Origin of the sequence: Neobacillus rhizosphaerae (assembly GCF_050477885.1) — a bacterium.
In the GTDB taxonomy this organism is placed as follows: domain Bacteria; phylum Bacillota; class Bacilli; order Bacillales; family Cytobacillaceae; genus Neobacillus; species Neobacillus rhizosphaerae_A.
The window spans coordinates 1-22,328 of sequence record NZ_JBCNAC010000023.1 but is presented as its reverse complement, the minus strand read 5'-3'; the positions used below and the strand labels follow the sequence as shown (position 1 = coordinate 22,328).

The following is a 22,328-nucleotide window of genomic DNA, read 5'->3' as shown; positions in this document are numbered from 1 at the left end:
ACTCCCACAGGAGTCTTCGTGCCTTCCGCTCCAATAAACAGGTGATAAGAATCAACAATGTTCTTTAACACAACCTAGAAAATAGAAAAACTCCCGCCTCTAATAAAGAGACGAGAGTTTGTTATTCCCGCGGTACCACTCTAATTGTTCACAATGAACCGGCTTTCCCTTTTATAACGGAGGATTCTCCGGTGCACCCTACTAAGTTCAGGTCCACATCTCAAAAGTGCGCTTCATTATCTATTCCGTATCAGGCTTCCACCACCCCTGACTCGCTGCAACATCCTAGGTAATTACTCTCTTTTTCATTGACTTTTCCGACTTTATTACCAGTTATTATACTGGAAGGAAAAGGATTTATCCACTGAATATTGATTATTTTTTTTAATAAGGAAATTCTAAATCTAAAGGAGGGATTCACTTGGCTAGAAGAAGAAATAAAATACTCGTTCCTGAAGCGCGTAGCGGTTTAGATGCCCTTAAGGCAAAGGTGGTTCAATCACCAAGCCCGGAGGAGGCAAAGTTTGAAGCTGCTGAAGAGGTGGGGGTACCTTTACAAAGAGGCTACAACGGCAAGCTCACCTCAGAACAGGCAGGAAAAGTGGGAGGCAGACTTGGCGGCAGTATGGTCCGCGAACTTGTCAAAATGGCACAGGAAAACCTAACGAAAAAACAGTAAATGTGTCTAAGGGGGTCAGACCCCATTTTCGGTCTGACCTCCTTATTTTTTAAAAAAAGTTTGACAATTTTGTGACAATTGATAGAATATTCTTAACAAGGAGTTGATAATGATGCGTGAAATACATTTAAAAAGCATTTTTACTTTTAAAAGGACCGCTATTTTCGGGAGTATGTTAGGCATTATTCTTATTTTGTTCGGACAATTTGTAAACGGTTCCAATAATGCTTATCTTTTAACTGCGCTTGGATTTGGTATCCTCTTAGGCTCTGTGGTCAATTACCTGTTTGGAACCTTTTTAAGTTTAATGGAAGAATACATTGCCAACAGCAAGGTGGCACCTAATAAAATACAATGATAAAAAAGACTTGTGCAGGTTGATTGCACAAGTCTTTTTTCTATATGATTAGTCCTTTTAAAAAGAATACCTTAATCACTTCCGCTATTTGCTCGGAGCTTAGCGGTTCGTGATGTCTCTCCCAGTCAGAAACAAGCGCGATGTACATTTTTAACAGAAGGAAGCTCGTTAACTCGAGGTTTGTTGCAGGTATGGATCCTTTAGCAATGGCAACTTCAATTTTCCCCTTTAAATAGGTGATAATCTCATTTTCCACATGCTGCAGCATTTCGGATACGGCGATTGTTCCCATTTCCGCTTCCTCTTGGACTAACTTGATCATAAGCTGGTGCTGTGAACGGAATTCTAATAAACGATAGAGAGCTCGATGGACTTTTTCCGTAAACGGCAGATCCGGTTGAATGACCGCCTCAGCTTCTGCTATCATTTCTTTTACCAGCGAGGAAATGATTTCTTCAAATAGTTCTTCTTTATTTTTAAAAAAGGTATAGATCGTTCCCTTTCCCACATTGGCAAGCTTCGCAACCTGGTCCATAGTTGTCGCTTTGTAGCCAAACAGCGAAAAAGACTTAGTTGCAGCCTTAACAATCATCTTTCTTCTATCGGGTGCCATTCAGACTTCCCTCCCTTTTGACTATTTTAGTTCTACGGTCATATTAATAATTTCACTATAGCACAGCTCCATAATGGTTTCAAACCTCTGGGAATTTGTTTGGAAAATGGACAAAAAACATGACCTAATCCTGGTCATGTTTTGTCAATTTTTTATGCTAGGCTTCGGGCCATTCCCCTTTTTAATTCAACAAAGATTTCTGCGAACTCAGGATCCCATTGGGTACCTTTGCCCTCATGAATAATCGCTAGCGCTTTGTCAACCGGCATGCCGCTTCGGTAAGGACGATTGGAGGTCATCGCATCAAAAGCATCCGCAACAGCAATGATTCTACCAAAGAGAGGAATATCCTCACCACTCAAGCCTTCCGGATAGCCCCTTCCATCATACCGCTCATGATGGTATAGCACCCCTTCCACTACTGGTTGAAGCTCAGAAAATCCCTGCACCTGTTTGATAATACTTCTACCTATTTCGGGATGCTTCTTAATCGCAGCATATTCTTCATCCGTTAATTTACCATCCTTTAAGAGGATTCGATCAGCTACACCAATCTTTCCGATATCGTGTAATAGGGCCGAGGTTTTTAACAGCAGCAGCTCTTCCTCATTCAAGCCCGCTTTCACTCCAATTTCAAGGGAATAGGCAGCCACTCGGGTAGAATGACCAAAAGTATATTGGTCCCTTGCATCTAATGCCGCTGTCATACTCTCTAAAAAACTTGCAAACATGGCCTTGTTTTTTTCATCCCGAGCCTGAATCGCGCCCACCATATGGTTAAATCCATTTACTAGTCCTGCGAATTCATCCGAATACAAGGCATCGGTTTTTACCAAAGAGCCTTCCTGGACCTCTTTCATGGATTGCCTAAGCTGGTCAATCGGCTGATGGACATCTAGAAATAGCAGCTTGGCACCATAGTAGGCAAAGATGAGACCAAGCACAATTATAACTGCGGCCCAACTCCAGAAACCTTGGCCCGAATTTTCTCCAATGTCCAGTTTTACTTGGGTAGCTAACCCGAATAAAAGAATCGGAAACACCGAAATGTAAAGAAAGCTGAACTGAAACTTACGCTTAATTGAAAGAACCATTTTTCCTTTTAGCGCATGCATTTCTCCGAATTGCTTGATTGCCATCTGCTCTACTTTTTTTAATAGTGGCTGAACGGCTTTTATAGCTAGGAAAAATTCAATAATTCCGTGCATTCCTGCTACAAGCGTAGCCCCGGCCATGGCTAGCAAAATATAATAGTATGAAATATGTAGAAGCTGAAGTTTTATAGCAAGAACCGTTAAAACAATAGCAGGAGCGGATAAGCCTAATAAGTGCGGCCCCATAATTCGCTTAAATGTCACTAGCGGAAATTCATGCAAATAATCAAACACACGTTGAAAATCTGCAAACTCGTGTATTTCTTTCGTAAATACATCAGAAATAGGCTTCATGTCCTTAGAGAACTGAAGATATTCTAAAATCATCATAATGATAAAAGAAGCTCCTAAAATCCCTAACATATACAAATATTCAGTTTGGGTAAGAGTTAAAGTGAAGAAAATAAAGACACCGCCGACCACTCCAACCGCTAGCGATGACCCTATTAAATAATTTTTTAACAATTGCTGTCGAAATTGTCTATATTCATTCATACATTATTGGCCTGCTTTCAGCGAAACTAGATTTGTAAAAATAATTATAAACGAATACTCATCTCGTTTGTATCTACAACTACCTTAAACAGGAAAAAACTTAGGACCCTGTTGACCGATAATGTCTTACCCCAAATTGCCAGACTAGAAAACACGGTAGAATAAAAAGACTTCCGGCTACTGGTGTGAGCATGTAAAGAACGCCATTCCCCTCACTCTTCCCGAGAATATAAAGTAATGGCAAATAATTGACGGTGCCAAAAGGAATCACATAGGTGAAGAGACGAGAAACCCATTTCTGATAAATATTAAGAGGATACTGGGCCATCTCCCTTCCGCCATCAGTAAAAATATTTGCCACCTCTAGTCCTTGTACAGTCCAAAAACACATGGTAGCCGCAAGCATATAAATCCCCGTAAAGATAAGCACCCCGCTGATAATCATGAACAGAAGCGTCAACATTTTTAAGAGCGTCCAATCGATCGATAAATTCATTACTGCCCAAATTAATACAAACAAACTTTGAAGCAGCCTGCCAAATCTCGTAAACTCAAATTGAGAGCCCAATACTTGGACAAAGGTACTTCTCGGCCTTACCAGCACCCGATCAAAGTCTCCCTTAATGATGAGACTTGAGAAGGAATCAAATCCCCGTGCAAAGCATTCACTCAAGGCAAAGGCCATATGAATAATCCCAAAGCAAAGGGCTACCTCGAAAAACTCCCACCCCTTTATTTGACCAAATCGCTCAAACAATAAGTACACGCCTGCAAAAACGGCAAACGGAATAAAAAACTGCCCTAACGACAACAGCAGGAAGGACGTCCGATACTGCATTTGAGATTTAAAGAGAATCTGCAAATATTTAAAATAAAGGCGCAACCTACATCAACCTCCCTGAACAACGACTTTCTTTAATATCCGGTTAAGTGAGAACCTTCCTAATACAACAAGCACAGACAGATAGACAAGTTGAATAAGGATCCCGTTGATGGCAGCCTGCTCGGAGATATGCCCCGAATAGACTCTGAACGGAAAATCAGCTGTCCAGCGGAACGGAAGGATATTGGCAATAGTCTGAAGCCATGACGGCATGAGCGGAACTGGGATGATTAAACCTGCAAAAAACTCTCCGAGTACACTAAATACTAGAAGCGAGCCCACCGGTGACATGGTCACAAATACGGATATGTATAAGAACATAGAAATAGCAATTAGCAGAAGCAAGCCTAACAATAAGGTGATGATAAATAGGATAAGTGTAGTGCCACTTGGCGGTATCGGTAGTCTATATGGGGCAGGCAGAATGAAAGCAATGATCAATATAGGAAAGCAGCGTAGCATTGCACTCGACAGCCGTTGGGCCAACAGCTTCGCATACCAAAATCCATAGAGTTCCCAAGGCCTGCAAAGCTCATAAGCAATGTTTCCACTTGTAATCAGTTCAAACAGTTCATTATCGCGGAACCACATCGTGACAAAGACAAGAAATGCCTGCTGAAGCCAGACATATGTAATTATTTGTGGTAAGGATATGGGCGGTGTTTTGGTCGCATGTTCATAGAAGGCTTCGAACACCATAATAATAATCATACCCCAGAAGAATTGTGTGGCCACTCCCGCAAATGCAGCCGTCCGATACTGCATCCCCATGTTAAGCCTCAGCTTCAAAAAGGATACATATGGTCTCATATTTGGTACTCCTTATAGAGCTGGACAATAATATCTTCGATCGGCTGAGCCTCGATGGTTACATCTTGAAGCTCAACCTGATTGGACAGCTGGGTAATCACATCGGATGTCTTGATCTCCTCAGTATCTACGCTTAAAACAACTCGTTCAGGTGACCAAGTAAGAGTTGTTGTACCTGGTATATGAGGTTGCTTTAGATTTATTTCATAATCTGCCGTAATGGTTTTATTGGTACCGAACTGTCTTCTTAATTCATCTAAATTGCCATCATATAATAAGCTTCCTTTTCCGATCAGAATGACCCGTTCAGCCAATGCTTCAATATCGTTCATATCATGTGTAGTGAGAATGACCGTGACACCCTTTTCCTTGTTAATTGTTTTAACAAACTGACGGACGGCAATTTTTGAGACCGCATCAAGGCCTATGGTCGGTTCATCTAAAAATAAAATCTTGGGATTATGAATGAGGGAAGCTGCAATTTCACAGCGCATCCGCTGCCCTAAGCTTAATTGACGGACGGGTGATTGGACGATACTTTGCAGTTCAAGTGTTTCAATAAGCAGATCAATGGTGGTTTTATATTCTTGCTGCGGAATCTTGTAAATATCTTTTAACAGTTCAAATGAATCGAGTACGGGTACATCCCACCAGAGCTGGGAACGCTGGCCAAAAACCACCCCGATGTTTTTTACATATTGCACTCGATCCTTCCAAGGGGTGTAACCCATAATGCTACAGCTCCCGGTGTCAGGCACCAGGATTCCGCTCATAATTTTAATGGTGGTAGATTTTCCTGCCCCGTTTGGTCCGATGTAACCGACAATTTCTCCTGGATTAATAGAAAAAGAGATACCCTTCAGTGCTTCTACTATCGTATGTTTTCGGTAGAATAGGGATTTTGCCGCTTCCCTGACTCCGGATGTGCGCTGGGCAACCTTATAGGATTTCGAGATACCTTCTAATTTAATCAATACCGTCTCACTCCTTTTGAGTCACAGAGGAAAATAATAACATTCAGTGGCGATTTTTGTCAATAATATTCTGAATAGTAAAAGTTAACTAAATGTTCACTTGTGTAGCACGTGTTTATAAGTGAATTTTTATAAAATAGACATGAGTGTTTTTTTAAGAAAGGAAGTGGCCTATGGATGTTTTAAAACCTCGTACCGAATCAAAGGAATTATTAGTCTGGAGGAGTTTACATGCACGAAGTGAATTAACATCAGATGAAAAACATTACTATCTCACCCTTGAAAAGGGATATGAAGGAGAGTTGATGTTCGATAAACTGACAAAGGGGCCTCAATGTGATGTTTACATTTTGAACGGTCTACTCCTTGAAATTAACAACTCTTATTTCCAAATCGACACCTTATTAATTGCTCCACAAAAAATCCTCGTGTATGATGTGAAAAATTCAGAAGGCGACTATTTGTACGAAGCTGAAAAGTTTCGGAGACTTCAGGGTAGCAACCATTTAAAAAATCCATTGCACCAATTGGAGCGATGCGAAACATTACTTCGCCAATTTTTGAAAAAACTCGGCTGTCAGTTACCTATTGATGGTCACATTGTCTTCATTAACCCTGAGTTCACCTTATATCAAGCTCCCCATGACAAGCCAATTATTTTCCCTACGCAGTTAAATCAACTTGTCCAGCGATTAAACACTATTCCTTCGAAGCTGTCAAAAAGACATAAAGATCTCGCTGACCAATTAATGTCTGCCCACCAAAATGTGTATCCCTTTAGCAAATATCCTCCCTATCATTTTGACCAATTGAAAAAGGGGAAAATATGTGCGATGTGCCACTCCCTTTCTACTTTCCAAAGAGATAGACGTTTGGTGTGTAATGTTTGCGGCCATGAAGAGACTATAGAAGCCGCAGTCCTTCGAGCTGTGGCGGAGTTAAGGCTGCTTTTTCCGGATAGGAAGATTACTACTACTCTTGTTTACGAGTGGTGTGGTGAGAGTGGTTCACGAAAGAGGTTTGTTAGGATTTTAAGAAAAAACCTTTGTGCAAAAGGGTACGGTAGATGGATTTACTATGAGTGAGAAAAGTTTGAAATACCTCATTTTTAAACAAGTAAAACTTTTGTAAGCGACTGTTTTGTGCCATTTGCTTTGTCCGTGGTCTCGTAAATACACTGTACGAGACCGCTTTTCTATTTTCCCTTTTGACTTCGGTCGCATAGAACTCTTCTACGCGACCTTTTGCTGTTTTTTCCTTTGGCTTCGGTCTCATAGAACCCCTCTATGAACCCTTTTGCTGTTTTTCCCCTTTGGCTTCGGTCGCATAGAACCCCTCTACGCGACCTTTTGCCATTTTCACCCTTGGCTTCGGTCTCATAGAACCCCTCTATGAACCCTTTTGCTTTTTTTCCCTTTGGTTTCGGTCTCATAGCACCCCTCTATGAACCCTTTTGCTGTTTTTCCCCTTTGGCTTCGGTCGCATAGAACCCCTCTACGCGACCTTTTGCCATTTTCACCCTTGGCTTCGGTCTCATAGAACCCCTCTATGAACCCTTTTGCCATTTTCACCCTTGGCTTCAGTCGCATAGCACCCCTCTACGAACCCTTTTACTTGTTTCCCCTTTGGTTTCGGTCGCATAGAACTCCTCTACGCGACCTTTTGCTGTTTTTTCCTTTGGTTTCGGTCGCATAGAACCACCTCTCTGCGGAACCATCCTCTTCTTTTTGCATTCCACACAGTCAAATAGCCTCACAACTCAAAGAAAAAACGCCGCTTAGCTCATTCCCTAAACGGCGTCCTCCCAAATAATTCTCTAGCTCTTGTTCTCAATCCTCCGAACCTCTTCGTATGGCTGCACTACAACAAATCCTTCACCTGCAAATCTCATTTGAATGGACTCGCCGCTTCCTCTTCCAAAGAAGGTCTTCAAACTAATATCCGTTTGAAACTCCGGACTAAGGTTACCTGACCATGCAACCGTTGCATTTGGATCCGTAATAACAGGCTGTCCTGGCGTAACCCTTAGGGTGAGCGGTTCATAATGAGTCGTGATGGCAATCATCCCCGTTCCTTCACAACGAACATTAAATAAACCGCCAGCCATTAGCCCGGCAACCTTTTTCATTAACTTGATCTCCCACTTAATGCTCGGTTCAAATGCGAGCAAATCATTACCATTCACGTAGATGGATTCATTGTTCAAGTGAAGAATAATAATTTTTTTGCCCTCATCCGCCAAATACAATTTTCCTTGGCCGCCGGCTTTCATTAACGAGGCACCCTCACCGGTGATTGCCTTTTTGAAAGCTGTTCCCAGTCCATGCTCCAAAATCCCTTCACGCTCAAACTTGATTTTCCCATGATACGCAACCATCGAACCCGCTTTCGCCCAAACCTGACCGTCCAGATTCACCTCTAGCATTCTAGGAGTCTCCAATTCAAAGAACCCCTCACCTTTATCTACCTGCTCTGTTTTATCAATAAATTCATTAATCGAATACTTACTCAATCTATCCCCTCCTAAACATACGCCTTCCTTTGAAAATTTTACCATACTTTTCCTTTTAAAAAACACACAAAAAACACCGTTCCCTTAAATTGAACGGTGTTTCCAGACTTCTTCCTATTTCCGTACCACTAAATGTGCAAAGTGAAAATGATCGAAGGCGTGCAGGTCATCCTCTCTATCCGCGAAGTACCATTCTTCAATATTAGCAGGGGATAGATTTTCATAGACTAACATATTACAATCTTGGAGTTCCAGATCTAGCGTAAATGGGTCAAAGCTAGTTATCATCGGTTCACCAGTGTGGGCCGTAATTTGTCGCATTTGGATTAATTTCTTGGAGGCTAGTTCGTCATTAAATGCAGTATCGTCGAGGTAATCAAAGATGAAAGAACTACCATTCACAGACAGATCAGAAACAGTAGAAAGAAGTTGATAGAAATCCTTTTTCTCTAGGTACATCACCACTCCAAGTAAGCTGAAGTAGGTTAAGTTTTGTTCATTATAGCCGACCTTTATTAACTCATCCTGAAGCGAGTCTTTTTTAAAATCAACAGGGACAAATTTTACGTTCTTCGGAATTTCAATCCCCATTTCTTGGAGGCGATTAATTTTAAAAGCTTGAGTTGCGGGATGATCAACTTCATAAACGATAAAATCATCTGGGAGGTTTTCTTGTCTCAACGCAAAGGTATCAAAGCCCGCACCCAAAATCACATACTGTCTGACGCCTCGTACAATCGCTGATAACAATCCATCCTCTGCATAACGAGAGCGGCTGACTAATTGAGGAACGGTTTGGTTATTCATCACCCACTGCAATTTTTCTTCAAAAGTCTTCAAGGTTTCACTCTTTTCTGGCGCAAAAAAAGCAATTGCATTCGCCCAATTTGTGCTGATTAACTGCTTTTCTTCCTCCTTTAACAGGGTACTGGCTATAAAATCTTTAAAAACGGGTTGATTGCTTTGTAAGGCATGATATCCCCTAGCATAGCAGCTGACTAATGCCGTTAAACTTTCCTTGTTCTTTTCCAAAGAAACTCCCCCTTCCTATAAAAACAAAAAAACTCCTAGCAGAATTCTGCCAGGAGTTTATTATATGACATCAAAAAAACATTTACAATAAATATAAATTATAGCATAAATAAATTTTTTTGTCAATATTTTTGTTTTATGACTATTCAATTTCTGATTCGCTTAACTGCTGGACATACTCTTGATCAATATTTCCCGTTTGATAGCTACTTCCATTTACAGAATTCATTGTTTTTGCAACATGTTTCGACTTATCGTAGGGAATATAACCGAAATGCAATCCCCCATTAGGTGGTATATTTACGTTAAATAAGAGTTCAGTTTGTTCCGTAGTACCAACATGTGAAAAGGCATTCATAGACGAAGCCCAATCAGCAGGCATTTTCAACAATCCATAGGATCTTTTTTGTTCAACTATCTTTTCCATTTGAATCCCAGGTTCATACCATAGTTCTCTATTCGCACCATGATAGGTTCTATCCCGAATCAAATAGAATTTCAATTGGCTCACTTGGTCACTTGGATGAAAATTCCACAAAAAGTAATACGTCGATGGGTCATTATTGTCAATTTTCCACACATGCACATCTCCTGTAGTTTCTATGGAAACTACTTTCCATTGATGATATTCCCATTGCCAAAAACTAACTCCATATTTGCCATCCTTCGAAGTAAAGGGGACAAACCTATGCCGCTCATCAATAGGGATGGTATCCTGAATGACGCTTGGAGAAGCATCGGGAAAAACACGATGAATCTTCTCGATTAATTGATCTCTTTTGGGGAATGCAGTCGGCTTCGAATAGTAAAACCAATAAACCAATACGCTGGAAACAACAATAACAACAGCTAATAAGGGAGATACCATCTTTCTTGCTTTCATTGCTGCTTCCCTCCCATAAACAGTGACTCTTTTGAGCGGAAATAAAGCTGCTTTTTCGGCGTAGATATTAACAATCCTTTCCCATCGGCTTCTATGTAAATAACGGCATGAAGATTACTTCCCCATTTAGGAGTAAAACCTGTAATTTGATATGGAAATTTTTCATTTCTTTTAGTATCTTCTCCACCGACTGATTCAATTTCGTTATACCATTCGATTCCATGGTTCACTACGGGCTTCATATTAGGTAATTGTTTTTGCAAACTTCCCTTATCTAAAGTTTGCTCATTCGCCGAAGGATGTGTAGTGATGACGGAAGCACCCTCCACATGAGAGATATAGGTCGAAAGTTCATCTTCCGAGTAAAAAAACTGATGAATTGGTATAGAAAGTAACGTAGCTGTTAAAAAGATGAAATTTGCCCAAAAGCCTAGCCAAGCAAACGAGCGGTATCTCTCCCATCTTCCTTCCTTGCTCTTTAAAAACCAATATAAAATCCAAACACCTAATGGTAAAATAGCAACCTTTATCGGAGTATCCGCCACATTCCAATTGATAGAAAATGAAAAGAGTCCAATATAAATACAAACAATAATCTTCCAAACCTTTGATTTGTCTGGGTTATGTTTATATAGCCGGTAGGCAATCAACCCAATTATGGCCCACGATATAAGATCAAAAATCAACTCTATTAGATTAAGAGAAAAATGATATGAAATATTCATCCTACCGCCTCCCACTTTACATAATTCTCCAATAATCTACAAATATCCTTTATTAAAAAGGCAGGTATTTAAACTCCTGCCTTTAAGCTAGTTGTTATTTTCGCCCTTACCATTTAAGCCATCCAATATTGCTGGTTTTGGCGCCTCACTGCTCAGTAACCCACTATGGCTAACACCACTTACCTCAACATTTTTAGCCCCAGTTAGTATCGAACTAGTATAAGGATTTATCACTTCATCAGTTGTACTGTAAATAGAGGTATATTTAACAAAAGCACCTGGAGTCTCATCCCCACTATTTAAATCCTGAAGGAACTGGCTATCTGGCATCATTTCTCTTGCACCTGCAGTAAAGAAGCCGTAGAAGGCGCTGTTTGTGCCATGATGCGGTGAACCAAGTGTAATCACATCGTTAACCTTGCTTGCCCCATCCAAATTTTTAATATAAAATCGAGTGCTCAGGCCACCCATACTGTGTGCAATAATATCCACCTTAGTAGCCTTCGTTTTTTTCAATACTTGGCTAACAAATTGTGATAACTCATTCGCATTTTGTACATTGCTTCCTGTTGTATTTGAAAATTGAAGGGCAAATAAGTGACTCTCCGGCCAGCCTGCACTAATCAGCCACTGCTTCATCGTATCGAAACTCGATGTGGAACCGGTATATCCATGGACAAAAATAACGGGATCAACAGATGGCGTTGTGGTGTTTCCCCTTGCAGCATAAGCTGATTGATACACCCCAAAAACTAAGATAAAAGTCGTCAACAAACTCACTACTCTTTTCATAAATAACCTCCCCATTATTAACCAACTAATCTATTAAAATTAGAAACAGTCCTTTAATTATATATTCCGATATTTATATGAAATGCCGGTATTCTTTTACTATTTTTTAATAGGGGGGAAGTTATCTGCTTTATTACATAGTCAAAAAATAAAAAGCCTCGTTCCAATAAAAATTGGAACGAGGCTAAGTTATCCTAATGACAATTACTCAACCGTTACTGATTTAGCAAGGTTACGCGGTTTGTCTACGTCGCAATCGCGGTGTAGAGCTGCGTAGTATGAAAGTAATTGTAATGGAATGACAGAGATAAGTGGTGTTAATAAATCATTTACTTCTGGAATCACGAAGCTGTCTTCGTCACGGTTTAGACCCTTCATCGAGATGATACATGGGTTTGCACCACGAGCAACAACTTCTTTTACATTTCCACGAATACTTAGGTTTACACTTTCTTGCGTTGCAAGAGCGATTACTGGTGTACCTTCTTCGATTAAAGCGATGGTTCCGTGCTTTAATTCACCGCCAGCAAAGCCTTCTGCTTGAATATAAGAAATCTCTTTCAGCTTTAAGGCACCTTCTAAGCCAACATAGAAGTCAATTCCACGGCCGATGAAGAAACAATTGCGTGTAACGGATAAAAATTCTCTTGCGATCTGTTCGATGATTTCTTTTGAATCACAAAGAACTTCCATCGCGTTCGCCACAATACCTAGCTCTTTTACAAGATCAAAATCAACCGTTAGGTTTCGAGTTTTCGCTGCCACTTCCGCTAAAATTACAAGAACAGCTAACTGAGCAGTGTAAGCCTTTGTAGAGGCAACAGCAATTTCTGGACCAGCATGTAATAAAAGCGTATAGTCTGCTTCACGAGAAAGCGTAGAACCTGGAGCGTTCGTAATCGTTAAGGCAGGATGACCCATTTCTTTCACATTTACAAGAACGGCACGGCTATCCGCTGTTTCTCCACTTTGTGAAATGAAGATAAACAATGGCTTTTCAGAAAGCAATGGCATGTTATAGCCAAATTCACTTGAGATATGAACCTCAACTGGAATTTTTGCCATTTTCTCGATAAATTGCTTTCCAACAAGACCTGCATGATAAGAAGTACCAGCAGCAATAATGTAGATTCGGTCTGCAGCATTGACAGCATCGATGATTTCACGATCAATCGTTAATTCACCTTGCTCGCTTTGGTACTTTTGGATGATTCGACGCATCACTAATGGCTGCTCATCAATTTCTTTTAGCATATAGTGTGGGTACGTACCCTTTTCAATATCACTTGCATCCAGTTCGGCTTTATATGGAGCACGGCTAATGATCTCACCATTAAGGTTTTGAATTGTCACTTCATCCTTTGTTACGATAACAATTTCTTTGTCCATTAATTCTACGTACTGATCAGTTACTTGAAGCATAGCCATGGCGTCACTAGCAACTACATTAAAGCCATTTCCAAGACCGACAAGAAGTGGACTTTTGTTTTTCGCAACATAGATGGTATCATTGTCCTCAGCATCTAAAAGAGCAAGCGCATAAGAACCGTGTAACAATGTTAGTGTTTTACGGAAAGCTTCTAAAACGTCTAATCCTTCGTTAACAAAAAGTTCAATCATCTGAACGATAACTTCTGTGTCTGTTTCACTAACAAATGTTACGTCTGTTAGGTATTCGTTCTTTAACAGGTCATAGTTCTCAATAACGCCATTATGAACTAACGTAAAACGGCTAGATGCACTTTGGTGCGGATGAGAGTTCACTTTGCTTGGAACACCGTGTGTTGCCCAGCGAGTATGACCAATCCCGATGTTAGCCATAACGTCCTGATCTACAATGTTACGTAAATCCGCAATACGGCCCTTTTCCTTAAACACATGGATGCCGTTTTCGTTTTTTACAGCAATACCTGCTGAGTCGTATCCTCTATATTCAAGTTTTTCTAACCCTTTTAATAAAATTTCTTTCGAGTCGTTATATCCAATATATCCAACAATTCCACACATTTTCTGTTTCCTCCCTGATACAGGGGGCAAGGCTCTTTGGAGGCGTACTTGCCCCCTTATCTCTGTTTTTTAGGTATCTGTCTATACCGTTTTAAACATTACAATTAGTATGCGCATATTCTTCTCTTTGTGCACAGAGTTGCCCCTATGTTTTAAAGAAGAATTTTTTCGGTTGTGCGTTGCAACCGGGAGGTATCCGCCGATCATTCGATAAACCTCCTCCTCGTCAACTAATCTACCCACTGAAGATTAGTTCAGGCGCTTTTATTATTAGTACCTAACACCTATCCACCTTTCTATATTAGAATGGTCAACCTGCTTTAAAAAATAAAGCATGTTAATAGTACTATGATTGGCAGAGTCCGTCAACTAATAACCTAAAATTATAAATATTTTCCATATATAACCGATAATACATAATAAAGTATGCAACGGGGATTCTTCCCGTTCCCCTAAATTGGAAAAGCTCCAGCTTTTATGCTGGAGCCCTGTTTCATTTATTCTTTTAATTCCATTTCTTCTTTCACAACAGCAACAATACGATCAACATAAGCATCGCATAGTTCCTGTGTTGGTGCTTCTGCCATTACACGAACAAGAGGTTCAGTTCCGGAAGGACGAACTAGAATTCTTCCATCTCCAGCCATTTCAGCCTCTACCTGTTCAATGACTTCCTTCACGCTAGCATTATCAGTTACATGGTGCTTATCCGTCACGCGAACATTCACAAGCTTTTGAGGGAATTTTTTCATTTCTCCTGCTAGCTCTGATAATGGCTTTTGTGTTGCCTTCATAATGTTTACTAATTGTAATCCTGTTAATAAACCGTCACCTGTTGTGTTGTAATCTAAGAAAATAATATGACCGGATTGTTCTCCACCTAAATTAAATCCGTTTTTCTTCATTTCTTCCACCACATAGCGGTCTCCAACTGCAGTCGGTACACTGTTAATTCCGTGACTTTCTAAGGCTTTATAAAAACCAAGGTTACTCATGACTGTAGAAACAATCGTTCCATGCTTTAAACGGCCATGTTCCTTCATATACTTGCCGCAAATATAAAGAATTTGATCTCCATCAACAATATTCCCTTTTTCATCGATGGCAATCAAACGGTCTCCATCCCCGTCGAACGATAGACCGACATCTGCACCTTTTTCTTTTACTAAAGCAGCAAGTGCTTCAGGGTGTGTGGAACCCACACCTGCGTTGATATTTAACCCGTTTGGTGATGCCCCCATCGTTGAAAGGTCGGCATCCAAATCGGCAAATAGGTGAGATGCTAATGAAGATGTTGCCCCGTGCGCACAATCCAAGGCAATATGAATACCGGCGAAATCTTCGTCTACACTATTTTTTAAGTATTGCAGATACTTTTGTCCGCCTTCAAAATAATCCATGACTTGTCCAAGGTCGCCACCTGTTGGTCGTGGCAGTTGATCTTCAAGTAAGTCCATTAGTTCTTCAATTTCATTTTCCTGCTCATCTGAAAGTTTAAACCCGTCTGGACCAAAGAATTTAATCCCATTATCCGCTACAGGGTTATGTGAGGCAGAAATCATTACCCCCGCCTGAGCTCCTAATGCTTTTGTTAAATAAGAAACACCTGGTGTAGAAATGACACCTAAACGCATAACCTCAGCACCAGTAGATAGTAACCCTGCTACGAGAGCACCTTCAAGCATATGTCCAGATATACGTGTATCACGCCCAATGAGTACCTTTGGACGATCTTTATCCTTTGTTAAAACATAACCGCCAAATCGGCCTAATTTAAATGCTAATTCAGGTGTTAATTCACTATTTGCTACTCCGCGTACCCCATCGGTACCAAAATATTTTCCCATTTCAAAAATCGCTCCTTCAATATATAGGCTGGATCTTATGCATTGTTATTAGTGATTGTAATTTTCGCCTTTGCTTTATCCGGTTTCCAATTGAGATCTTTAGGGCCTTCTATACGGATATTAACATCGTAATCCCCTTCAGAAAGGCTGGAGAGGTCAACATACACGGAAAAATCCTCAGGCTTTAACCCATTTACAGCTGCACTAGGACCAGTAACCAATAAGCTGATCATCTGATTTACCGGGTCGTTAATCTCCGCATTATAGTTTTCGGGTAATCCTCGAATTTTTAAAGGAATGTCCGATACTGTTTTTTCTTCCATCTTTTTCACAACGACCGTCGCCTTTACCATTTGCGGGGTCACCTTGATAATTCCATTCGAAATAATGACAGGTAAATCCAGTGTAGTGTTACCCGTTATTTTGCTTACGTCAACTTCCACACGTACATTTTCCGTTTCCTTAAGAATATCCTCCGGACCGATAATGGTCGCCTCTTTTATATCTAAATCGATGGATTCAATCGTTACTCCAGCTGGCGGTGTTCCTTTTTTAATGATGGAAATCGGTACTGTTTTGCTATTATCCTTAATTGGAATCGTGACCTTCACCGTACTTGGCTCCACCTTCACATCCAATTTATTTAATTCTTTGTCCAACACCTGGACAGTTGCTTCTTTTGTTACTGTCTCTTTCATTTTCTCTTTTTCTTCCAAAGTGGCTTTTACATAGGTAATCCGATCAATATCACTTTTCGCCCCTGTTATCTTTACCTTATTTGGTTCTACAACAGGTTGTCCGGCAGAATACCCATCCTCAATCTGGTTCTTATTAAATTCAGCTTCTACTTTGAATTCTTTAGTAATTTTCTCTTGTACCGTGACAGTGACAGTATCTGGCTTCAAGGTTGCCTTTAGTTTATCCGAAAGATCTTTTACCTCAAGTTTCACTTTTTGCTTTCCAATTTTCACATTCGTTAAATCTACGAATACTTCAAAGTTTCTTAAAGCATTGGCTGATTGGACATGTGTAGTTGGACCTTTTAGTGTAATATCCACCGTATCTGGAATGCCAGATACCACTAAATTTTCGGTATCATAATACACTTTTACAGGAAAATCCTTAATGGTAACGGATGATTGCACGCTCGGTACATTCACATCCGTAATTTCTTTTCCTGTATGTGGTGGGATAGAGTTATACAAAAGAACTGCCAATAACAACGCAAGAATTTTTATAAACCAAGGGTTATCCATCAATTTATCCATTATTCTTCCCCCTCCAGTTCCAGCGAGCGGAAGAAGCTTGTTTCGCCTTGTTATGAATGACTAATTCACTCGTAAGTAATTCTTTTAATCCCTCTGATTTTAAATCACGATGTAGTTCTCCATTCCTTGTAAGAGAGATACTACCTGTCTCTTCAGACACAACGACGGTAATACTATCTGTAACTTCACTAATTCCTAGTGCTGCCCGATGCCTTGTGCCTAGTTCCTTTGAGATAAACGGACTCTCAGACAAAGGAAGATAGCAGGCGGCCGCTGCCACACTATTCTTTTGAATAATCACAGCCCCGTCATGGAGGGGGGTGTTTGGAATAAAAATATTAATGAGCAATTCCGAAGAAATCGTGGAATTTAATGGAATACCTGTTTCTATGTAATCACCCATACCTGTTTCTCTCTCAATCGATACCAAAGCACCGATACGGCGTTTGGCCATATAATCTGTTGCCTTAATGATCGCCTCAACTGTTTTTTCCTGGTCATCATCATCCGGATTACTGCTCCGTGAAAAAAAACGTCCTCTTCCTAATTGCTCAAGAGCTCTTCTTAGTTCTGGCTGAAAAATAATGATTATAGCAAGAAATCCCCAATTTATGGCTTGTTGCATCATCCAGCTTAATGTGACTAAGCCAAGGAACTCACTGACCACTCTGACTAAGAGAATCACCAGAATCCCTTTTAATAACTGAACAGCTTTTGTTCCTTTTATCACATTAATCAGTTTATAAATGACATACCATACGAGGACAATATCAACAATACTAGCTAAATACTTCCATACAGTGAAATCAGCAAACTGCATTGTTTTTCCTCCGTAATTTTATAAAGACCTTATTCATCACAACTTAATTATTATACCATAAATTCAACATATACTTATTATATGTATATCTATATACCTTAACTCCCCTCAACCATCGACTATACGGATATTTCAAGTGAAATCTCTTTGGTTAAAAAAACAAATCACTCATGTATAGAGTGATTTGTTGTTATTCGGTTCCAGGCTGTTCAAAAAGTTGGACAGCATCTTGTCCTGCCTTTTTCATATGATACCATATCCAGTCGAAGACCTCATTAACCTCTTCAATTTGTCCGGTTACATGTCCCGCTGAAGCAAGATACTTTTCTCCATGGATAACAGTAACGTTTCCTTGGACTTCACCTTCTATTTTAAGTTTTCCGTTACGAACCACCACATCGCCCTTTACTACTTCTCCTTCAGGAACTATGACAGTATTATTTTTCACCACTAAGTTTTTTTGCTTGGATACGGCAAATTCCTTGTCCTGATTCCAAGTGGAAAATAGGCTTCCTAACATTAAGACAACGAATACGGATGCTGCAGCAAGTATAGGATGATTTTTCAACCACCGTTGCATCCCTATCTTTTTCTTTTCTTTAGGAAGACGAGCTAACACATTTGCTGTAAAATCTTCTGGAGCCTGCATATGAGAAATGCCTTGTACAAAAGCAATGGTCCTTTTCAGTTCATTAAATATTGCATCGCATTCTGAACAGCTTTTGAGATGCTCTCGTAGTATTTGTTCTTTTTCTGGTTCTATTTCTTCATCTAAATATTCGTGCATTAGTTCAATGATATGTTCTGGACACATTTAACGTTTCACCTCTTATCACACATATCTTAATTGTTGTCTTAACGCTTCTCGTCCTCGGTGGATTCTTGTTTTAACCGTTCCAAGCGGCAAATCAAGAATTTCACTAATTTCATTTAATGAAAGCTCTTCAATGTATTTTAGAACAATAGCAGATCGATATTTTTCAGGTAGTTTTAAGATTTCCTGTTGTACGGTCTCATGCAACTCCAAACTTTCGACCTCATTTTCAGGCAGCGGAGTATTGGATGGGACCTGTGCATACATAGTTAATCCTTCCGTTCCCGCCACTTCCGCATCTAAATAATAATCAGGTTTCTTTTTCCTCATGCGGTCAATACATAAATTCGTGGCTATCCGAAAAAGCCAAGTAGAAAATTTTAAATCTTGATTAAACGATTTAATATTTACATATGCTCGGATAAAAGCTTCCTGTGCCACGTCTTCCGCTTCATGTCGGTTTCCCAGCATTCTAAAACAAAGCTGGTAGACACTATTTTTATATATCTCGACGATTTCACCAAAAGCATCCTGGTCGCCTTTAATGACTTGTTTTATTCTTTTTTTAATTATAGCTTCCATTAAAATACCTCAGCTCCAATGTTGCTATACGATAATACGAATCGCTAGCAAAAAAGTTTCGTTTAAAACGAAATAACTTTCAATACCTATAATATTAACAAAATTTACTAATACCGTTAAGGAAATAGTTTAAAGTTTTTTCCATGGGGTAAAAAGATAATAACGATTGAAAAGAAGAGAGGTCATGTGCAAAGTGGGTCTTCAACGTCCTAAGTTAATGAAGGAAATAGAAATATGCCGCGATGAAATGGTACGACTTGCATCCCAGACTTCTTTGTTACATCCCCATGTCATTGCAGTAAGTAAAAAGCTTGATGTGTTGCTCTATCAGTATCATACATTGGATTCCTAAAGAACAAAAGGCGGAAGCGCCTCGTTCAGCCCCGACGGGCAAATGTTCTTCGGCAAGAAAAGTCCGCCTTTTGACTTTTCTTGCCAAAGGTTATTTGACCCGAGGGGCTTGGCGCTGGAGCTAGATTTAGACAACTAGTTCAGTTATCCACACTCGGACCTTTTTATAATTACCTAAACAATAAAAAAAGCAGCTGTGGTTATCCAGCTGCTTTCTTTATTTATAGAAGTTTTTCACCAAATAATGAACCCATCAACTCAACTGCGCATACTGCAGTTTTATTTTTTTCATCTAGAATGGGGTTCACTTCTACAAATTCCACAGAAGTAATTATTTTTGCCTCTTCTAGCATTTCCATAGCAAGATGACTTTCTCGGTAGCTTATTCCACCCATAACTGGTGTACCTACTCCTGGCGCATCGCTAGGGTCTAGACCATCTAAATCAAGTGATAAGTGAACACCATCCGTTTTTTCCTTTAGATAGGCAATCGTTTCTTCCATTACTTTCGTCATACCTAAACGGTCAATTTCATGCATAGTATAGACTTTTATACCTTTTTCATTAATTAATTCTTTTTCGCCATCATCAAGTGCCCTTGCTCCAATAATGACAACATTCTCAGGCTTGACCTTTGGGGAGTAGTTTAAGATTTGGGTTAATAAAGAGTGACCCCATCCAAGGCTGACTGCTAAAGGCATCCCATGGATGTTTCCTGTAGGGCTTGTCTCAGCTGTATTCAAGTCACCGTGCGCATCGTACCAGATGACACCTAGGTTTTTATAATGCTTGGAAACGCCAGCTAACGTACCAATTGCAATGCTATGGTCTCCACCCAATACAAGTGGAAATGCCCCTGATTGAATGACTTCGTCTACTTTTTCAGCTAGCAACGTACTTTTTTCTGCCACTAGGTCTAGATTTCGTAAGTTTGATTCTTTATCTACGACAACTTCAGGTCTTCCAACTGGGATATCACCTAAATCGTGAATTTCGTCGAATAGCGGTTTTAACCTTTCGTAGATTCCTGCATAGCGGATGGCACTAGGCCCCATATCCACTCCACGCCGCATTTGGCCTAAGTCCATAGGCATCCCAATAATCGATAGTTTCTTAGTCAAAGCAATTCCTCCCTAACCCTTTATCAATACTATTTTAACCGCTTTCATACATATGACTCAACTCAACAAAATTTTGTATATATATGCGGTGGGGAGATGTGGGGTTGGGAATATGGTATTCTATTTGACTGTGCTGGTTCTGATATTGATGAGATGGGCTCTTATGTGGGCTGGGTAGGGGCTGTTTTTTACTTAATAATCATGATTACGGGCTCATAGAACCTCTCTATGTGACCTTTTTTTCTTATTAATCCTAATTACAGGCTCTTAGAACCTCTCTATGCGACCTTTTTTTCTTATTAATCCTGATTACAGGCTCTTAGGGCCACTCTATGCGACCTTTCTATTATTATTAGCAAGAATTCAAGCTCATAAAAAAAGCCTTAAATCATTGGCTGATTTAAGGCAAATTATGTAGTGTGATGGTGGAGCCTAGCGGGATCGAACCGCTGACCTCCTGCGTGCAAAGCAGGCGCTCTCCCAGCTGAGCTAAGGCCCCATGTTTGGAGCGGAAGACGGGATTCGAACCCGCGACCCCCACCTTGGCAAGGTGATGTTCTACCACTGAACTACTTCCGCATATTCGAAGATAAAACCCGAGGATACATATCCCAGGGTTTTATCTTAAATTAATGAGCCATGAAGGACTCGAACCTTCGACCCTCTGATTAAAAGTCAGATGCTCTACCAACTGAGCTAATGGCTCTTGGCTGGGCTAGCTGGATTTGAACCAACGCATGTCGCAGTCAAAGTGCGATGCCTTACCGCTTGGCTATAGCCCAATATTGAATGGTATTTCTAGTTTGTCCAACTTTTTAAAAAATATAAATGGTGGAGGGGGACGGATTCGAACCGCCGAACCCGGAGGGAGCGGATTTACAGTCCGCCGCGTTTAGCCACTTCGCTACCCCTCCATATTTATTTTTAAAAAAATGGTGCCGGCGAGAGGACTTGAACCCCCAACCTACTGATTACAAGTCAGTTGCTCTACCAATTGAGCTACCCCGGCGTAAGTTTAAAATTAGTAATATTTAAATGGTGGAGGATGACGGGATCGAACCGCCGACCCTCTGCTTGTAAGGCAGATGCTCTCCCAGCTGAGCTAATCCTCCAAAATGGTGACCCCTACGGGATTCGAACCCGTGTTACCGCCGTGAAAGGGCGGTGTCTTAACCGCTTGACCAAGGGGCCGATATTCATAAAAATAGGTAAGCTTCCAAGCGGGCTCGAACCGCTGACCTCTTCCTTACCATGGAAGTGCTCTACCTACTGAGCTATGGAAGCATAGCTGAATTTTCTTGATGACATAAAAATGGCTCCGCAGGTAGGACTCGAACCTACGACCGATCGGTTAACAGCCGATAGCTCTACCACTGAGCTACTGCGGAACAGTAAGATAACAGCCTGGCAACGTCCTACTCTCACAGGGACTTTCGTCCCAACTACCATCGGCGCTGAGAAGCTTAACTTCCGTGTTCGGTATGGGAACGGGTGTGACCTTCTCGCCATAATTACCAGACTATTATTGACACTATTTTATTATAATGTCTTTTTTGATTTTTTCAAGAGGAAAATTCATTTTTTTCATTCCCTCAAAACTAGATAATG

General features: G+C 40.4%; 22 protein-coding genes, 10 tRNA genes, 1 rRNA gene and 1 other annotated feature. Of the genes, 5 read left to right on the top strand and 28 right to left on the bottom strand.

From position 1 onward, the window contains the following. Positions 1–103 precede the first annotated feature (103 nt). Positions 104–318 (bottom strand) — a binding site (T-box leader). Positions 319–421: 103 nt separating this feature from the next. Further along, positions 422–679 (top strand): small, acid-soluble spore protein, alpha/beta type, encoded by a 258-nt coding sequence (locus tag ABES03_RS02925; RefSeq protein WP_430115004.1) that lies wholly within the window; start codon positions 422–424, stop codon positions 677–679. A 109-nt stretch (positions 680–788) separates the two neighbouring features. Further along, a complete protein-coding gene (locus ABES03_RS02920) occupies positions 789–1,037 on the top strand; it encodes a hypothetical protein (protein WP_430115003.1) in 249 nt (82 codons plus the stop codon). A 40-nt stretch (positions 1,038–1,077) separates the two neighbouring features. On the opposite strand, the gene ABES03_RS02915 is transcribed toward ABES03_RS02920, so the two are convergent. From ABES03_RS02915 to ABES03_RS02895, 5 genes are all read right to left on the bottom strand, one after another. Then, positions 1,078–1,650, bottom strand: a complete 573-nt coding sequence (locus tag ABES03_RS02915; RefSeq protein WP_430115002.1) for a TetR/AcrR family transcriptional regulator — start codon at positions 1,648–1,650, stop codon at positions 1,078–1,080. A 152-nt stretch (positions 1,651–1,802) separates the two neighbouring features. Further along, a complete protein-coding gene (locus ABES03_RS02910) occupies positions 1,803–3,299 on the bottom strand; it encodes an HD domain-containing phosphohydrolase (RefSeq protein ID WP_430114999.1) in 1,497 nt (498 codons plus the stop codon). A 100-nt stretch (positions 3,300–3,399) separates the two neighbouring features. After that, entirely contained in the window at positions 3,400–4,182 is a 783-nt protein-coding gene (locus ABES03_RS02905) for an ABC transporter permease (protein ID WP_430114997.1), read from the bottom strand. 6 nt (positions 4,183–4,188) lie between these two features. Beyond that, entirely contained in the window at positions 4,189–4,992 is an 804-nt protein-coding gene (locus tag ABES03_RS02900) for an ABC transporter permease (protein WP_430114995.1), read from the bottom strand. Next, positions 4,989–5,966, bottom strand: a complete 978-nt coding sequence (locus ABES03_RS02895; RefSeq protein WP_430114993.1) for an ABC transporter ATP-binding protein — start codon at positions 5,964–5,966, stop codon at positions 4,989–4,991. The genes ABES03_RS02900 and ABES03_RS02895 overlap by 4 nt, the downstream gene beginning before the upstream one ends. Positions 5,967–6,139: 173 nt before the next feature. On the opposite strand from ABES03_RS02895, the gene ABES03_RS02890 reads away from it, so the two are divergent. Then, positions 6,140–7,051, top strand: coding sequence for a nuclease-related domain-containing protein (locus ABES03_RS02890; RefSeq protein WP_430114991.1), 912 nt, complete (start codon positions 6,140–6,142; stop codon positions 7,049–7,051). A 731-nt stretch (positions 7,052–7,782) separates the two neighbouring features. Here the strand turns inward: ABES03_RS02890 and ABES03_RS02885 are convergent. From ABES03_RS02885 to sigW, 11 genes are all read right to left on the bottom strand, one after another. Continuing rightward, complete coding sequence (locus ABES03_RS02885) at positions 7,783–8,478, bottom strand: AIM24 family protein (protein ID WP_430114988.1); 696 nt, start codon at positions 8,476–8,478, stop codon at positions 7,783–7,785. A gap of 114 nt (positions 8,479–8,592) precedes the next feature. Beyond that, positions 8,593–9,510, bottom strand: coding sequence for a class I SAM-dependent methyltransferase (locus tag ABES03_RS02880; protein ID WP_430114987.1), 918 nt, complete (start codon positions 9,508–9,510; stop codon positions 8,593–8,595). A 142-nt stretch (positions 9,511–9,652) separates the two neighbouring features. Continuing rightward, complete coding sequence (locus ABES03_RS02875; protein ID WP_430114985.1) at positions 9,653–10,393, bottom strand: hypothetical protein; 741 nt, start codon at positions 10,391–10,393, stop codon at positions 9,653–9,655. After that, positions 10,390–11,118, bottom strand: coding sequence for a hypothetical protein (locus tag ABES03_RS02870; RefSeq protein WP_430114983.1), 729 nt, complete (start codon positions 11,116–11,118; stop codon positions 10,390–10,392). Before ABES03_RS02870 ends, ABES03_RS02875 begins: the two co-directional genes overlap by 4 nt. Before the next feature lie 87 nt (positions 11,119–11,205). Beyond that, complete coding sequence (locus tag ABES03_RS02865) at positions 11,206–11,910, bottom strand: esterase/lipase family protein (protein ID WP_430114981.1); 705 nt, start codon at positions 11,908–11,910, stop codon at positions 11,206–11,208. Between the two features lie 204 nt (positions 11,911–12,114). Continuing rightward, positions 12,115–13,917, bottom strand: a complete 1,803-nt coding sequence (glmS, locus tag ABES03_RS02860) for a glutamine--fructose-6-phosphate transaminase (isomerizing) (protein ID WP_430114980.1) — start codon at positions 13,915–13,917, stop codon at positions 12,115–12,117. A gap of 497 nt (positions 13,918–14,414) precedes the next feature. Next, positions 14,415–15,764, bottom strand: a complete 1,350-nt coding sequence (glmM, locus tag ABES03_RS02855; protein WP_430114978.1) for a phosphoglucosamine mutase — start codon at positions 15,762–15,764, stop codon at positions 14,415–14,417. A 35-nt stretch (positions 15,765–15,799) separates the two neighbouring features. Further along, on the bottom strand, positions 15,800–17,032 hold the full coding sequence (locus ABES03_RS02850) for a CdaR family protein (RefSeq protein ID WP_430114977.1): 1,233 nt from the start codon (positions 17,030–17,032) through the stop codon (positions 15,800–15,802). After that, entirely contained in the window at positions 17,025–17,852 is an 828-nt protein-coding gene (cdaA, locus tag ABES03_RS02845) for a diadenylate cyclase CdaA (RefSeq protein ID WP_430114976.1), read from the bottom strand. The genes ABES03_RS02850 and cdaA overlap by 8 nt, the downstream gene beginning before the upstream one ends. A 190-nt stretch (positions 17,853–18,042) precedes the next feature. Beyond that, positions 18,043–18,666, bottom strand: coding sequence for an anti-sigma factor family protein (locus ABES03_RS02840; protein WP_430114975.1), 624 nt, complete (start codon positions 18,664–18,666; stop codon positions 18,043–18,045). An 18-nt stretch (positions 18,667–18,684) separates the two neighbouring features. Continuing rightward, positions 18,685–19,248 (bottom strand): RNA polymerase sigma factor SigW, encoded by a 564-nt coding sequence (gene sigW, locus ABES03_RS02835; protein WP_309856857.1) that lies wholly within the window; start codon positions 19,246–19,248, stop codon positions 18,685–18,687. A 166-nt stretch (positions 19,249–19,414) separates the two neighbouring features. Between sigW and ABES03_RS02830 the strand changes: the two genes are divergently transcribed. Continuing rightward, the gene (locus ABES03_RS02830; RefSeq protein ID WP_430114974.1) at positions 19,415–19,600 is read left to right on the top strand and encodes an aspartyl-phosphate phosphatase Spo0E family protein; all 186 of its coding nucleotides are present in this window, start codon (positions 19,415–19,417) and stop codon (positions 19,598–19,600) included. 220 nt (positions 19,601–19,820) lie between these two features. Here the strand turns inward: ABES03_RS02830 and rocF are convergent, their stop codons facing one another. Then, positions 19,821–20,720, bottom strand: a complete 900-nt coding sequence (gene rocF / locus ABES03_RS02825; RefSeq protein ID WP_430114973.1) for an arginase — start codon at positions 20,718–20,720, stop codon at positions 19,821–19,823. 96 nt (positions 20,721–20,816) lie between these two features. Here rocF and ABES03_RS02820 point away from each other — a divergent pair, with 96 nt between their 5' ends. Continuing rightward, positions 20,817–20,939: a hypothetical protein gene (locus ABES03_RS02820; RefSeq protein WP_430114971.1), complete on the top strand. Its 123-nt coding sequence runs from the start codon at positions 20,817–20,819 to the stop codon at positions 20,937–20,939. A 204-nt stretch (positions 20,940–21,143) separates the two neighbouring features. Here the strand turns inward: ABES03_RS02820 and ABES03_RS02815 are convergent. From ABES03_RS02815 to rrf, 11 genes are all read right to left on the bottom strand, one after another. Then, positions 21,144–21,219 (bottom strand) — tRNA-Ala (locus tag ABES03_RS02815). 5 nt (positions 21,220–21,224) lie between these two features. Beyond that, positions 21,225–21,299: transfer RNA gene (locus ABES03_RS02810), tRNA-Gly, on the bottom strand. 54 nt (positions 21,300–21,353) lie between these two features. Further along, positions 21,354–21,426 (bottom strand) — tRNA-Lys (locus ABES03_RS02805). 1 nt (position 21,427) lies between these two features. After that, positions 21,428–21,502, bottom strand: a tRNA-Gln gene (locus ABES03_RS02800). A gap of 47 nt (positions 21,503–21,549) precedes the next feature. Then, positions 21,550–21,634 (bottom strand) — tRNA-Tyr (locus tag ABES03_RS02795). 19 nt (positions 21,635–21,653) lie between these two features. After that, positions 21,654–21,729: transfer RNA gene (locus tag ABES03_RS02790), tRNA-Thr, on the bottom strand. A gap of 27 nt (positions 21,730–21,756) precedes the next feature. Continuing rightward, positions 21,757–21,832: transfer RNA gene (locus tag ABES03_RS02785), tRNA-Val, on the bottom strand. A 4-nt stretch (positions 21,833–21,836) separates the two neighbouring features. Further along, positions 21,837–21,911: transfer RNA gene (locus tag ABES03_RS02780), tRNA-Glu, on the bottom strand. A 20-nt stretch (positions 21,912–21,931) separates the two neighbouring features. Continuing rightward, a tRNA-Thr gene (locus tag ABES03_RS02775) sits at positions 21,932–22,004 on the bottom strand. 29 nt (positions 22,005–22,033) lie between these two features. After that, positions 22,034–22,108 (bottom strand) — tRNA-Asn (locus tag ABES03_RS02770). Between the two features lie 14 nt (positions 22,109–22,122). Then, a 5S ribosomal RNA gene (rrf, locus tag ABES03_RS02765) occupies positions 22,123–22,239 on the bottom strand. Positions 22,240–22,328 lie beyond the last annotated feature (89 nt).